The sequence below is a fragment of the Nostoc sp. JL31 genome, from assembly GCF_017114965.1.
GTDB classification, from domain to species: domain Bacteria; phylum Cyanobacteriota; class Cyanobacteriia; order Cyanobacteriales; family Nostocaceae; genus Nostoc; species Nostoc punctiforme_A.
This window is the reverse complement of sequence record NZ_JABXKO010000062.1, coordinates 18295-31853: the sequence shown is the minus strand read 5'-3', so window position 1 is coordinate 31853 and position 13559 is coordinate 18295. Positions and strand designations below refer to the sequence as shown.

The following is a 13559-nucleotide window of genomic DNA, read 5'->3' as shown; positions in this document are numbered from 1 at the left end:
TCAAAATTTAAAAACTTCTGCCTTCTGCCTCTTCTTTCCCAATGCCCCATAACTAATGACTAATGACTAATGACTAATGACTAAATTAATTATGATTTGTGGGGCGACGGCAACGGGGAAATCGGGTTTGGCTTTGGCTTTGGCAATGCGGTTAGGTTCTGTAATTCTTAGTGCTGATTCTCGTCAAGTTTATCGTGAATTTGATATTGGGACGGCGAAACCAACTGTGGCTGAACAAAAATTTGTGCCGCACTATCTAATAGATATCTGCGAGCCAACAGACACGATGACAGTAGCAGACTACCAGGAACAAACACAAGCTTTAATTGCTTCTGTCGGTGTTACACCACTGTTTCTCGTCGGTGGTACTGGTTTATACATCCGTTCCATTGTCCAAGGGATGAAAATTCCGAGAGTTGCACCACAGATGGAATTGCGATCGCAACTTGAATCTCTCGGACAACCACAACTCTACGCAATTTTACAACAAGTTGATCCAGTTGCCGCACAAAAGATTCATGGAAATGATTTAGTGCGGACTTTACGAGCATTAGAAGTATTTTACGTGACTGGGCGTCCAATTTCGGAACAGCAAGGGGAGAATCCACCGAACTATCCAATTTTGCAAATTGGCTTAGATTGCGATGTTGAAAAGTTGGATGCTCGAATTAAAGAGCGTACTGAACAAATGATAGCAAATGGTTTGGTTGCTGAGGTGAAGTATCTTTGTCAAAAATATGGCGCTGATTTGTCTTTGTTGAATACTTTGGGCTATCAAGAAATCAAGCAGTATTTAGCTGGAGATATTTCCTTAGATGAAGCTAAAGAATTAACAATTTTGCATACACGACAATTTGCCAAGCGACAACGTACTTGGTTTCGAGCATATCCACAAATTGAATGGTTTGATGCGAATGATCCTGATTTATTAGAGAAGGTTTGGTATCGTATAAATGAGTTTATTAATTCTACAAGTACTTGATGCTTTTTTACTCATACAAAGATGCAAACTTCTTACATCTTTGCGTGAAGCTTCTAGAGAGTCTCGGGATCAATGTCCATAGCACGCAGCCTGTCTGCTAGGATTTGGGCACGTTGTTCGGCTAAGGAAGCGCGTTCATCTCCAGTTGGTAAAACAGTTCCATCTTGGTAGCACCAGCGTAACCAAGTATCTTGTCTATCTTCAAATTTACCTTCCCACAAAGTCACGCCTAAACCAACCTGTTCTAACCAATTTTCTGAAGTTTCAAAATAGCGCCTTCCTCTAAGCTCATAAACGCGCAGGACTTTTTCTCCTAATTGCTGGTTTGGGTCATATTACGATGTAGTAACTAGCCCGCATGTGTTCATAAATTTCCAGCTTTTTGCCCAGTTCATCACCTTCTTTGTTAGAAACAATTTCGAGAACAACCTCTGGAGGTTTGCCAAAACGCCAAACCATATAACAACGATTTTGTTTTTCCCACCATTTTTCAGGTACTTGGACATCTAAGCTGAGAAAGACATCAGGGACAATGGGGGGCTGAAGGTCTGTGTAGTAAATACCTACATTAGCTTCAGCTAAAAAAGTTTGGTTTTGTAGAAAACTGTAAAGAGATCCGACTAAAAGGCGTTGTTGTTTGGCAGACCCGAAATTGTCCACAGGTGTATCATTTTCAGTTACTAGCTGGTTGGCATCTGGCACATAGTAATCATCATCATTGATTAAAAGTTGATTAACCATGATTTTATCCAGTATTAAGAGCGTTATTTCTAGGTTAATTGATTGGAGGTTGGAGGTTACTAGATGAAGAACGTCAAGTTTGGCTTAAGCAAGCAATAACAGTGTGTCATCCTGGACACCATTGGCTTACAGAACTTGATGCTAGCTGAAAATGGATGCGATCGCTATTTCCGCCTATAGAATTTTTGTTTTTACTCCCATATCCTTTGAACTGGATATACATCAAAGATTACATCTACACTTAATAAAGGTATCTTTTCAACTATTGCCTGAGCAATTAAAATTCGGTCAAAAGGATCGCGGTGATGACTTGGTAAAGCTTCTAAAGCATAGAAGATATGAGCCAATTCAATAGGTAATATTTGTAAATTATTCACTCGCTGTTAAGCTTCTATGAAATTAGGAAGCGACGAGCTTAAATTTAGCTTACCAAGTTGAGATTTTATTTGTAATTCCCAAACACTCGCCATGCTAACTACCCAAAAGTTTTTACTATCAATTAATAAATTTCTAACTATTTGCGATAGTTTTTCTGGGTTTCCTGCTGACCAAATAATTACGTGAGTGTCTAATAACAGTTTCATCCCTAACTTTCACCTAACCATAAATTCATCAGGTAAAGGTTCATTAAAATCATCACTTATCCAAATCTTACCTTGGTTTAAACCTAGTACCCGTTTCTGGGGTGATTGTTGGGGCTGATTATATTTTTGTGACAGAAATTCAACAAAATCCAGCACCTCTTGTTGCTGTTCGGGTGCTAGGGTTTGCAGCTTGGCAATTAATTTTGAAGTGGTATCTACAACTTGGAAAGTCATTTTACCCTCTCTTGTTGAATATCTTACTCTATGTTACTTTCAACAGCACAATTAATAAAATATTGGATTCTAGCATCGTTTAACATACTTAAGAGACAAAATCATGCGATCGCACTTACTCTACATCAAATGCGTAGACGCAAAGCGGCTTGTCGTCAGACATCGCCTTTTACTCACTTTTGACTGCTATTCTTGCAACAATAGTAATTACAGCTATACTAACCAGCCTGCAACATCTACCTTGAATTTGAAAAAACTATGCTTACCCAAGATAAGAAACAATACAACTGGAAACCCATTCTCAAAGCATTCGAGGCTGTCCTTGGCAAAAATGGTGTGGTGCAACGCCGCGAAGAACTTATTACCTATGAATGCGATGGTTTAACTGGTTATCGCCAACGTCCGGCTTTGGTGGTTTTACCCAGAACTACAGAACAAGTTGCCCAAGTGGTAAAGATATGCAACCAATATTCTATACCCTTCATCGCACGCGGTTCTGGCACTGGTCTATCTGGCGGCGCTTTACCAGTAGAACATTCTGTTTTAATTGTCACTTCATTAATGCGTCAAATACTCAGCATTGATTTAGAAAATCAACGGACAGTTGTACAACCAGGGGTGATTAATAGTTGGGTAACACAAGCCGTTAGTGGTGCTGGATTTTACTACGCTCCTGATCCTTCCAGTCAAATTATTTGCTCTATTGGAGGCAACATTGCCGAAAATTCTGGTGGCGTACATTGTCTTAAATACGGTGTTACTACTAACCACGTTTTAGGACTAAAAATTGTCACGCCAGAAGGGGAAATTATCGATTTAGGTGGACAAATTCCAGAAATGCCTGGTTATGATTTAACAGGTGTTTTTGTTGGTTCTGAAGGCACTTTAGGGATTGCTACAGAAATTACTTTGCGAATTCTTAAAAGTGCAGAATCAATTTGTGTACTATTGGCAGATTTTACAAGTATTGAAGCTGCGGGAGCAACTGTTTCTGACATCATCAGCGCCGGGATTATTCCTGGTGGTATGGAAATGATGGATAACTTTAGCATTAATGCAGTTGAAGATGTTGTCGCAACTAATTGTTATCCCCGCGATGCTACTGCTATTTTGCTAATAGAAATTGACGGTTTAGAAGTGGAAGTTGCAGGGAATAAGCAGCGAGTTACTGAAATTTGTAAAAAGAATGGTGCGCGAAATGTCACTTCTGCTACTGATCCAGAAACCCGATTGAAATTATGGAAAGGACGTAAAGCGGCTTTTGCTGCGGCGGGGCATTTAAGTCCAGATTATTATGTACAAGATGGTGTAATTCCCCGGACTCAGTTGCCTTATGTTTTACATGAGATTGAGGCATTAAGTAAACAATATGGTTATCGTGTTGCTAATGTATTTCATGCTGGAGATGGCAATCTTCATCCGCTAATTCTTTATGATAATTCTGTGTCTGGTGCATTAGAGCAAGTAGAAGAAATGGGTGGAAAAATTCTTACCCTTTGTGTTCAAGTCGGTGGTAGTATTTCTGGTGAACATGGCATCGGTGCAGAGAAAAGGTGCTATATGCCAAAGATGTTTAGCCAAGTTGATTTAGAAACTATGCAATGGGTGCGGCAAGTTTTTAATCCTAAAGGGTTAGCAAATCCTGAAAAGATATTCCCCACACCACGGACTTGTGGTGAAGCAGCAAATGCATCGGCACTCAAGCAATTTGAAGGTGTGGAAAGATTTTAGTAAGAAAGAATTCAGGAGTCAGGAGTCAATACAGTTAAGATAAAACCAAAACACTTGTAGAGACGGCGATTTATCGCGTCTCAAAAACCCACAATTTTGTACAAGTAGCGCTTAACGGAACCGTATTGAGTTAGGAGTTAAGGAGTTTGAATTCCTAATTTATTAGGTTTTAGTATAGTTAAGTATATTCATGACCAAAATAGCTCCGTATTATTTCAACTATTCTGACTCCTGACTTCTGAATTTTGAATCATCATTTCTTTACATCATCCGGAGGATTACAACTTTATTTTGTAGTTATATATATATTCCGATCGCACTAGGTCACGCTTACAAATGAATCGGGTTGCTCGCCGTTGTGTTGCTTACTTGCTGTGTTTGGGATTAGTAGTCGCTTTAACAGGTTTTTTACCCTCTTCACTGCCAGTTTATTCCCAAAAAACTAGTCCTTTAACTACAGAAATTCGCGGCGTCTGGCTTACTAATGTTGCTAGTGGTGTACTATTTGTCCCTTGGGGTATTAACCGTGCCATAAATCAATTATCGACTCTCAACTTTAATACAATTTATCCTGTAGTCTGGAATCGAGGACATACTTTTTACAAAAGTGCTGTAGCCAAAATAACTACAGGTTCAGAAACTCAACCTTTGCTGAACTTCATGCACGGTGGACAGGATGTTTTAGCAAAAATAGTAACACTTGCCAAAAATAAAGATTTGAGAGTCATTCCCTGGTTTGAATACGGGTTCATGACGCCGCATTATTCACAATTAGCAAGGCGTTATCCTGACTGGTTGACAATTGGGCAAGAAGGTATAAATTCTATTCAAGATGCCCCACCAGAAGAAATCGACAATCTTTTAATAACTAAACAAGCTTGGTTGAATCCCTTACATCCACAAGTACAAGAGTTTATCCAAGGGTTAATTTTAGAAGTAGTCAGGGATTATGATGTGGATGGTATTCAGCTTGACGACCATTTTGGGATGCCTGTACAGTTCGGCTACGATCGCTTCACTATTGAACTCTACCAGCAAGAACATAAAGGTAAAAGTCCCCCTAATGACCCTTTTAACCCAGAATGGATGCGGTGGCGGGCAGATAAAATTACTGATTTTATGGCAGAAATCTATCAAGCTGTGAAGGCAGTTAAGCCCAAAATCAAAATATCTCTGTCTCCCAACTATCAAGCTTTTGCTTATAAATACTATTTGCAAGATTGGGAAAATTGGGTAAAAAAAGGTTTAGTTAATGAGTTAATTTTGCAGGTGTATCGAAATGACAAAAAGTCTTTTATCGCTCAACTAGAACTACCATCGATAAAATTGGCTCAAAGTCTAATTCCTGTAGGTATTGGGATATCAACAGGAACGGTAGGTAATCCGGTAAAAATGGCACAAGTTAGAGAACAGGTTCAGGTAGTGCGCGATCGCAATTTTGATGGTATCTCCTTTTTTTACTGGGAGAGTCTGTGGGGTTACATCGTACCTGAATCACCCCAACAGCGACGCAAAGGTTTTTTTGAGATGTTTAATGCAAAAACTGTCAGACTATTACAAACAAAGAAACTTTGATGCCCTTCGCGCCTAATAATACTAGATTTGGCTTTACATTGTTGTGGACTTTAGCTACTTTTGGCGGATTTTTATTGAGTTTACTCTTAATTGAAGTCGGCGAAAAGCCAGATGTTGGGGTGGTAGAGGCCACTATTGGCGGATTTGCGATCGCACTTCCTCAAGGTTGTCTACTCAAACAACCTATATTTTGTATCAGGTGGATTTTGTCAAGTCTTTTGGGTTGGAGTATTATTACTGCGATCGGTATTGGTGCTGTGGGTTGGATTGTACCTAGCACTCAGACTTTTCCCCTGAGAATCCTGTCAGGGGCGGTTTATGGAGCATTTGGCGGCTTTGGGATTGGATTAGCACAATGGTTAGCAATTCCCCAACCTGTAGCGTGGCGATGGATATTTGTCTCTGCGGCAAGTTGGGCGGTTGCTGTCCCCGTGGGTTCTGCTGTGGGAACAATCTGGCGCTACTTAAGCCAGTTATTTCTAGGTGAAGTCATCGGATTAGGCATCACTTGGCTACTGGTTGGTATCCTCACAGGAATCAATGCTTACAAATTGCGATTGTAAGTTGCCACAGACGCGAGCGATCGCATTTTTATTAAGAATTATAAAATTAATTGATATATACTGAAGTTTGCACTTAGATATATGCAAAAATCTTGAAAAACTGTTAAAAAATTTCAGTAAGTTTGCCCTAACCTGCAAATGTATTTTCACCTTCAAAAAGCAGGATTTTGTTAAGCTGACTCCTATTAGCTTTCCTAGATTTCTGACAAGAAGTAGAGAAAGATCAAAATTTCGATGAGCAACAGCTGACAATACTTTGCTATAGGCGCTAAAGTGCATCTACTACAAGCTTAACGACAAGAGAGCGCCTAGAAGAGTCAGTAATACAAGAGTGGGACTCTCGCATGAATATAAATCCAGTGGAATCAACTATGGAGTTGACAAAATTATCACCACCTCAAATTCTTTTTGGCACAGAAGTAAATGAAAAAAGTAGTAGCGAGCAGTTTCTACTCAGCATGTATGATTCTGTACAGGCATCAATATTTGTAGTTGATGTTTTGGAGGATGGAGATTTTGAATATGTGGCCCTTAATCCCACTCATGAAAGGTGGATAGGTATTCGCTCAGACGATCTCCGGGGCAAAAAGCCAGAGGATATCCTCTCTGCTATTGATGCTGCAAAGGTGCGTCAACATTATGTGGACTGCGTGCAATTTGGCACAACTATTTCTTACGAACAATGTTTGCAATTCCAAGGAGTTCCCACTTGGTGGAGTACGACTCTCACCCCACTAAAGGATGCTAACTCCAAGGTTTATCGATTGATTGGTACTAGTAGCAATATTACCTCTGTGAAGCAAGCAGAACAAGCAGTTGGACTCCAGGTTGAACGAGAGCAACTGCTAGAAGCGATCGCTGGACGGATTCACCAATCTGTAGAATTAGAGACAATTCTGCATCAAACTACAATTGAACTGCGGCAATTTTTGAATTGCGATCGCGTGTTGATTTATCGTTTCGAGGCTGATGGCAGTGGAGTAATCATTGCCGAATCAACTGTAGCTACAAGCGATCCCCTGTTGGGCAAAAACATCACTGATCCCTGCTTGAGTGGCAAACATCCAGAACACTACGGACGAGGTTGCATTCAAGTTGTTGAAGATATTTATGCAGCCGACTTGCATCCTTGCCATATAGATTTCCTGACATCTTTGCAGATAAGAGCCAATATCGTAGTGCCGATTTTCCAAGAGCAAGATATGTGGGGGCTATTGATTGCCCAGCATTGCAGTGAATCGCGTCAATGGCAGCAAACAGAAACTGACTTGCTCAAGCAGTTGGCAACTCAAATCGGCGTTGCAGTTCAACAGGCAGAACTGCATCAGCAACTCCAGGATCTCAAAGCCAAGATGGAGTTACAGAAGCAGAAGCACATCAGTCAGTTGCAGCAAGTGCGAAACTTTGAAGCCTTGGTGCGACGCATGACAGAACAAATCCGCGACAGTCTGGATCAAACTCAGGTATTGCAGACACTTACCCAGGAATTAGCAAAGTTACTGAACCTTGAGCGTTGCCAAATTGAACTCTACAGTATCTGCCAAACTCTAGTTACTATTGCTTACGAATACAGTATTAATTTGCCCCAGTGTCAAGGATTAACCAAACAGATTGCAGACCATCTTGAAGTTTATCAGCCGCTGTTGCAAAAACAACCATTGCAATTTTTGGAAATTGTACCGGGATGGGAACCAAAGTTGCTAGTTATGTCCCAGATGGCTTGTCCAATTTTTGATACTCAAGGAATTTTGGGAAATATTTGGTTGACAAGACCATCACAAGAGGCTTTTGACGAATTTGAAATTGAGCTAATGCAGCAGGTAGCAAATGAATGTGCGATCGCTATTCGTCAAGCCCAGCTTTACAAACAAAACCAGGCACAGGTAAAAGAACTAGAAAAAAGCGATCGGCTCAAAAACCAATTTCTCAGAACCCTATCCCAAGAACTGCGGACACCAATAACCAGCATTAGCCTTGCAGTCCAAACTCTCGAAAGTGTCCTCACACCAGCAGAAATATCAGAAATAGAAATAGTGCCGCAACTCTTGCAGATTCTGCATAACGAGTGTGGGCGAGAAAGCAAGTTAATCAACGACCTACTCACACTCACATATCTCGAAGCCGAACCCGATCCCCCAACCTTGATTGCCATTGACTTTCAAAGCTGGCTTCACCCGATTATCGAGTCTTTTCGAGACCTCACTATCTGCCAGCGACAGCAGTTAAACCTGACTGTCGATCGGGCGCTGCCGCCTTTGGAGACAGATATCACTGATTTGGAGCGGATTGTCACCGAACTGCTCAACCATGCCTGCAAATACACCCCAGCCGGGGAAGCGATCGCAGTCTCTGCTCAGTTGATCGGGGATACAGTCGAGCTTAATATTACCAATTCGGGAATAGAGCTTACCAGCAATGAACTCTCACGGATTTTTGAACCTTTCTATCACCTTTCCAAACACGATCCTTGGAAACATAGCGGCACGGGGCTGGAATTGGCATTAGTGCAGAAAATGGTCAGACATTTAGGTGGCTCGATTTATGTAGAGAGTGCAGCAGGGCAAACCACCTTCACTGTCAAATTCCCCTTTTAATTCCTTTTTTGGGCATAGCACTAGCTAAATTGTCAGAGGTTATGCTACGATTATTATTCGTGTGGGTGACTAGCTCAACGGTAGAGCAGTAGACTCTTAATCTATTGGTTGCGGGTTCGATTCCCTCGTCACCCACTCTCTTCAGCCCTTCAGAATTTACCCTTGCCTAAATGGATCTTGTGCAAATCTCTGAAATCCCCTATTTTCGGGGATAAATACCAATAAGGCTTTGACTAATTTAAATAAAAACCCTCTTGATTGGTTGCAGAGGTCATAAGACTACCTTTGCAGAAGTAAGGGTTGTTTTTTAGTTTAGCAAGCGTAGACGATCGCTTTTTCTAATTAGCTTTAAGATTATTGGATTTTTGGCCCAATGTACCCAATGAGAATTTTAGCTGGCCCTAATTCTTCAGAAAAATGAAGCCGCCAAGCCCCTGCACCAGTCATTCTAAGGTGCAAACTGAAGATACGATGTACATCATCAGGACACTTAAAGGTTAATTTCGGCTTTAATTTTTGAAGTCTAGAGTCGCTTTCTGGAGTCGCTTTGCTAGGAATAAGGTCTAAATCAAAAGCTCCATCTGTCCAAGTTTTACAGTAGTTTTCTAGTTCAAACAACTTGTTTACAACCTGTCTGAGCATTGGCGTTCCAGTATAAAGGCTTTGTATCTGCTTACTAACACTTTCGCAAAAGAGTAGAGAAGGGAATAATTCTCCTCTGCGGTTCCATAAATCTAAGCCGTCACTAACTCCTTGACGTATACGCTCTTGAAAACCGTCAATCCAATCATGATGTTGCTGCACATGGTTACTACAACTGGCGTGTAACACATTTTCATACCTGATAATCAATGGCTCTTCTTGTTCTTCTTCATCTACTGTTGTTACCTGTAACTTCAAGCTACTGCAATCCCACAGTGGTTCAGATTTTAGGCTCACTGCAAGGGAATTAAACACAAAAGCATAATAAAGTCCAATAGCTTGTTGTCCTTGATAACTTGCCTCAATTCCCGGATCTGGAATATCTGGTAAAGGCAGATCGTTTTTATCTTGAAGAGTTTTAAGGAATCTTCGAGCTTCTAAATCTACATCTGGATCATTACGCCACTGTACTACTCTATAGTCTGGTGCAAGTTCTGAGTAATTAAAATCACTTTTAGTACGAAGCTTTCTCTTCATTCCACTGGGAGGCTTGATTGAAAATATTGTGTTGATTAACTCCGTCATCAATTGTCTTGCTGTAGTAATATCAGAAGCACAAGTGTGTAAAGAGAGTTCATTCAAAACGATTTCTAAATCCACCGTTTTATTCTCCCACTGGTTCTAATAAAACTTCCAAACTCTTATCCCATTCATCAAAGAAACCATCTGGCCATTTGTCAATTCTTCCACTGCGATTAATTCGTGGTGATATTACTTCTGTCAAAGCTTGTCCTTCTTTGTCTTGTTGCTGAAAGTAATGCAACTGGACATAATACGGGGGAATAATACCACCATGAACAGCAAGACGAATCCCATTTAAAACATGATCACTATGAGTTTCTATCACAACCTGAATATCACAACTAGCTGCGAGTGCTAATAATTCTCCCATTTTGGCTTGTCCTCTAGGATGAAGATGAGCCTCTGGGTTTTCAACTAGGATTAGTGTACCAGGAGGAGATGAAAGTATAGCTACAATAATTGATAAAGTGTAGGTAATTCCAAAACCAACGTTGGTTGCACGGTAAAGATTACTATCTCCATAAAAATATTTGATAGTCACTAAACCCATCGCTGAGTTAGCTTCTATTTTGATACGTATACCAGGACTAACCTCTCTCATCCATGCTTCCACTTGATCTATCAGATTCATTGATTTTGCTTGTGGATAGCTGAGATTAGAGATGGGAATTGGTTCATCTCCATAAATGTAAAGAAAATGGGCTGTATATTCTCCTTGAGTACCAATTTGTCTAAGTCTTCTGACTTGATAATCAGACATTTCATTAAATGAACGTGGGCCGATTCGTTCCGCACGAAGGTAGTGAAAATATTTGCTAAAAATATATGATTGACGGATTTCAGATTTATTTGGTTCTGAAATTACATTTAAAACATCTTCTTCTTTCTTGTCTGGGTTGTAATTAAAATCCCATATACCTTCATGCTTTTCCCAGATAATCTCAAAGCTTATATGGTTATCTTTTGCACTCTCATAAAGGGCATCTTGTGCTGTACCAATATTTACTAATTCCCCATTTAGCGCCAAGCCAGTTTTTGGCAATAAATCCTGTTGATAAGATTGGCGTAGTAGTAGTAGTGATTGAAGCACAGAAGATTTTCCAGTGCTGTTAAGTCCAGATATTAGTGTTAAAGGTCTAAATTCAAGCAACTGATTATCAAAACGTTTGAAGTTGATCAGGCGAAGAGAAGTAATCATGAAAGCACTTCCTGAATTATTTTTTCTATAGTACTAAATCTATACTGTACTTTCTCGGTCGCCTGAGATATAGATTCTAAAAAAGATTTATCGTTGTCTATATATGTCTTGAATAAATTGATTAATTTTTCTTTTCTATCTATCAAAAATTGGATTTGCTCATTACTCAATTTATTCAGAAGTACTGACCAAGATTCAAATAGAGCTTTATTTACAGGAAACTGTTTTTTCTGATAACTAGATATTTTACGAAACGCATCTTTACCAAAGATATCCTTGCTAGCTATCATTGTTCTTTTAAAATCATTTTCAATTTCATTTAACTCTATCTCCGAAAGTTTATTTGCTTTAGATAATGCTTTGGATAAAAAAGTATCTCGTTTGTCTATATATTCTTGGTAAGAAGTTAAAGTAAAAGCTATAAACCCTAGTATAAATTCCCGATCATCCATACGCATTTTGCGATTATTACCAAGTTTAACCACTTGCTGAAATTCTGGAGATGCTGCAAGCTTAGTCAAAAACTTCGTTCCCTTACCAGGATTAAGAGCATGGCGTAATTCTTGAGGATATAAAGGAAGTCCTCCTGTATTAATGCGTTTAAAAATATTATATTTAATTTCTAGGGGTGTCCCTTTTTCGATCAAATATACTGTTAGTTGAGTTTCTTCAAGGCGACGTTGGTATCTGCGATCGATTTCATCGTAGGTTTTACCTTCTAGATTTGTAAGATATTCTAATCCAGATAGTTTGAGTTCTTTGTCGAGAATAAAGCGCCTTAGTGCAAATAGGCGCTGTAATCCATCGACTACTACCCATTTATCTTCATTAGTGGCATCTATATAAAATGCTGGTATGGGGATACGAATAATAATAGATTCTATTAGCCTACTCTGAGCATCTTCTTTCCATATATTCGCATGACGTTGGAAATCAGGTGCTAAATCAAGTCCTTCTTCATTGATTCTTTTAAGCAATAACTCTATTGTAGGTTCTCTAGTTATAATATTAATTTTATCAGGATCATACAGGAAAGTAACTTCTTCCTCTTGATATTCCTCTTCTAAAGTTTCTTCATCAGCTAATTCTGCATTGTAGTTACTCAAATCTGTCACAGCGCTTACTCCTTAGTATCAACACTTGTTTGTTCACTCAGTTATTAGTGATGCTTGGTGTTACTACATCAGCAAATGGGGCTTTTTAACTGGCGTACTTCAATCCTACTATCTCGCAAAATGACAGAGACGCAAAATTTCGCGCCTCTACGTAAATAGTGTATTACTTGTTTACTTTCCCCAGCGAAATCAAAAGTTGGTGCAATTGCTCTGATAACATCAGAGCGATCGCACCCTTAAACCAAATACTTAAAACTCTGGCTCAACGCCGAGCGAGCGCAATTGAGCAGCCAATCGATCGGCTCTTTCCTCACCAGTCAACAACAAATTACCCTGCAAATCCCACCAACGTAACCAGGGCAATTGAGCGTTTTGATATTCTCCTTGCCATAAACCTAACTCAACTCCCAAGCGGGTAATTGGATAATGTCCGCGTTCATTTGCTGCTAATAACTGATATTGTCCACCAATTAATTCATAAACTTCTAAGTTGGCTTTATTCACTTCATAAATGCCATAATAAGATGGATGAATTACTTGCTCATAAATCCAAAATTTGCCCTGCCAAGGAGTTTTATCTCGTTCTTCACTACCATCCCCAGAAACAAATTCCAAGGCAATTAAAGGGGCAATAAATTCTCGCCATAGTACATAAGACCTCCGCGTTTGTCCATCGAGCAAAGGCGGTACATCTCCTACATAAAACCAATCTGGTGCTTCTGCGCCTCGTTCTGGCGGATCTGTCAAGCGCCAGTAAATACCTAAGTCCTGACCTATACAATATTCACCTTCAGGATGCAATTGTTTAAGGATAGGTGTAATTGAGTCAGTGAGTAAAATGCTTTGGGGATGCTCTTGCCAATTTTTCACAAATGTACCGTCTGACTCTGGTAGCTGCGTATGATCGGGGAAAGGAGTGAGGGCGGTGGATGGATCGGTTGCAGAGGTCATAAGTCTAGCCTCGCGCTGGGGTGAAGTTTATTTTTTAGTTTAGCTTGCGTACTTAACCAAGTTTTAC

At 39.9% G+C, this 13559-nt stretch carries 12 protein-coding genes, 1 tRNA gene and 1 pseudogene; 6 read left to right on the top strand and 8 right to left on the bottom strand.

The annotated features are described in order from the left end of the window. Positions 1-76 precede the first annotated feature (76 nt). Complete coding sequence (miaA, locus tag HWQ43_RS14985) at positions 77-982, top strand: tRNA (adenosine(37)-N6)-dimethylallyltransferase MiaA (protein WP_292734977.1); 906 nt, start codon at positions 77-79, stop codon at positions 980-982. Between the two features lie 53 nt (positions 983-1035). Here miaA and HWQ43_RS14980 read toward each other — a convergent pair. From HWQ43_RS14980 to HWQ43_RS14965, 4 genes and pseudogenes are all read right to left on the bottom strand, one after another. Next, positions 1036-1723, bottom strand: a pseudogene (locus HWQ43_RS14980) (Uma2 family endonuclease). Between the two features lie 191 nt (positions 1724-1914). Then, on the bottom strand, positions 1915-2100 hold the full coding sequence (locus HWQ43_RS14975) for a type II toxin-antitoxin system VapC family toxin (RefSeq protein WP_292734974.1): 186 nt from the start codon (positions 2098-2100) through the stop codon (positions 1915-1917). A 6-nt stretch (positions 2101-2106) separates the two neighbouring features. Continuing rightward, entirely contained in the window at positions 2107-2307 is a 201-nt protein-coding gene (locus HWQ43_RS14970) for a type II toxin-antitoxin system VapC family toxin (protein ID WP_292734971.1), read from the bottom strand. Positions 2308-2316: 9 nt separating this feature from the next. Then, a complete protein-coding gene (locus HWQ43_RS14965) occupies positions 2317-2541 on the bottom strand; it encodes a DUF2281 domain-containing protein (protein ID WP_292734968.1) in 225 nt (74 codons plus the stop codon). 258 nt (positions 2542-2799) lie between these two features. Between HWQ43_RS14965 and glcD the strand changes: the two genes are divergently transcribed. The 5 genes from glcD to HWQ43_RS14940 all read left to right on the top strand — a co-directional run bounded on the left by glcD (position 2800) and on the right by HWQ43_RS14940 (position 9139). Continuing rightward, positions 2800-4272 carry a glycolate oxidase subunit GlcD gene (gene glcD, locus HWQ43_RS14960; protein ID WP_292734965.1) on the top strand — a complete coding sequence of 491 codons (1473 nt, stop codon included), beginning with the start codon at positions 2800-2802 and terminating at the stop codon, positions 4270-4272. A 336-nt stretch (positions 4273-4608) separates the two neighbouring features. Beyond that, the gene (locus HWQ43_RS14955; RefSeq protein ID WP_292734962.1) at positions 4609-5847 is read left to right on the top strand and encodes a glycoside hydrolase family 10 protein; all 1239 of its coding nucleotides are present in this window, start codon (positions 4609-4611) and stop codon (positions 5845-5847) included. Continuing rightward, a complete protein-coding gene (locus HWQ43_RS14950) occupies positions 5847-6410 on the top strand; it encodes a hypothetical protein (protein WP_292734959.1) in 564 nt (187 codons plus the stop codon). The genes HWQ43_RS14955 and HWQ43_RS14950 overlap by 1 nt, the downstream gene beginning before the upstream one ends. A gap of 344 nt (positions 6411-6754) precedes the next feature. Beyond that, positions 6755-9004, top strand: a complete 2250-nt coding sequence (locus HWQ43_RS14945; protein ID WP_292734956.1) for a GAF domain-containing protein — start codon at positions 6755-6757, stop codon at positions 9002-9004. A gap of 63 nt (positions 9005-9067) precedes the next feature. Beyond that, positions 9068-9139: transfer RNA gene (locus tag HWQ43_RS14940), tRNA-Lys, on the top strand. 219 nt (positions 9140-9358) lie between these two features. Here HWQ43_RS14940 and HWQ43_RS14935 read toward each other — a convergent pair. The 4 genes from HWQ43_RS14935 to HWQ43_RS14920 form a co-directional block, all read right to left on the bottom strand. Beyond that, on the bottom strand, positions 9359-10306 hold the full coding sequence (locus HWQ43_RS14935; RefSeq protein WP_292734953.1) for a hypothetical protein: 948 nt from the start codon (positions 10304-10306) through the stop codon (positions 9359-9361). Positions 10307-10310: 4 nt separating this feature from the next. Further along, positions 10311-11426: a DUF3696 domain-containing protein gene (locus tag HWQ43_RS14930; protein WP_292734950.1), complete on the bottom strand. Its 1116-nt coding sequence runs from the start codon at positions 11424-11426 to the stop codon at positions 10311-10313. Beyond that, complete coding sequence (locus HWQ43_RS14925) at positions 11423-12541, bottom strand: DUF262 domain-containing protein (RefSeq protein WP_292734947.1); 1119 nt, start codon at positions 12539-12541, stop codon at positions 11423-11425. The genes HWQ43_RS14930 and HWQ43_RS14925 overlap by 4 nt, the downstream gene beginning before the upstream one ends. A gap of 249 nt (positions 12542-12790) precedes the next feature. Continuing rightward, complete coding sequence (locus HWQ43_RS14920) at positions 12791-13492, bottom strand: Uma2 family endonuclease (RefSeq protein WP_292734944.1); 702 nt, start codon at positions 13490-13492, stop codon at positions 12791-12793. Positions 13493-13559 lie beyond the last annotated feature (67 nt).

Excerpts from the sequence above, each read along its gene's own strand:
- miaA (WP_292734977.1), top strand. The coding sequence starts at position 77 with ATGACTAAATTAATTATGATTTGTGGGGCGACGGCAACGGGGAAATCG.
- HWQ43_RS14970 (WP_292734971.1), bottom strand. The coding sequence starts at position 2,307 with ATGAAACTGTTATTAGACACTCACGTAATTATTTGGTCAGCAGGAAAC.
- HWQ43_RS14965 (WP_292734968.1), bottom strand. The coding sequence starts at position 2,541 with ATGACTTTCCAAGTTGTAGATACCACTTCAAAATTAATTGCCAAGCTG.
- glcD (WP_292734965.1), top strand. The coding sequence starts at position 2,800 with ATGCTTACCCAAGATAAGAAACAATACAACTGGAAACCCATTCTCAAA.
- HWQ43_RS14955 (WP_292734962.1), top strand. The coding sequence starts at position 4,609 with ATGAATCGGGTTGCTCGCCGTTGTGTTGCTTACTTGCTGTGTTTGGGA.
- HWQ43_RS14950 (WP_292734959.1), top strand. The coding sequence starts at position 5,847 with ATGCCCTTCGCGCCTAATAATACTAGATTTGGCTTTACATTGTTGTGG.
- HWQ43_RS14945 (WP_292734956.1), top strand. The coding sequence starts at position 6,755 with ATGAATATAAATCCAGTGGAATCAACTATGGAGTTGACAAAATTATCA.
- HWQ43_RS14930 (WP_292734950.1), bottom strand. The coding sequence starts at position 11,426 with ATGATTACTTCTCTTCGCCTGATCAACTTCAAACGTTTTGATAATCAG.
- HWQ43_RS14920 (WP_292734944.1), bottom strand. The coding sequence starts at position 13,492 with ATGACCTCTGCAACCGATCCATCCACCGCCCTCACTCCTTTCCCCGAT.